This is a genomic window from Bacillus proteolyticus, from assembly GCF_001884065.1.
GTDB lineage: Bacteria > Bacillota > Bacilli > Bacillales > Bacillaceae_G > Bacillus_A > Bacillus_A proteolyticus.
The window spans coordinates 1-208 of sequence record NZ_MACH01000083.1 but is presented as its reverse complement, the minus strand read 5'-3'; the positions used below and the strand labels follow the sequence as shown (position 1 = coordinate 208).

The following is a 208-nucleotide window of genomic DNA, read 5'->3' as shown; positions in this document are numbered from 1 at the left end:
GGTTCTGGTGCAAAAACTTCGGGAAAATTGCAATGAATCTATAAATCTTGGACATACTGATACTATTACTCTAGAAAGGGTGCGTGATCAGTATGGAAAAGGAGAATTTGTTTAAATGGAAGCATTATCAGCCCGAACTAATCTTATTAACAGTAAGGTGGTACCTGCGGTACAATTTGAGCTTCCGTAACCTGGTGGAAATGATGGA

1 pseudogene is annotated in these 208 nt (G+C 38.9%); it reads left to right on the top strand.

The features are described from left to right. Positions 1–92: 92 nt before the first annotated feature. Positions 93–208 (top strand): annotated as a pseudogene (locus BAQ49_RS32265) (IS6 family transposase); the annotation flags it as partial.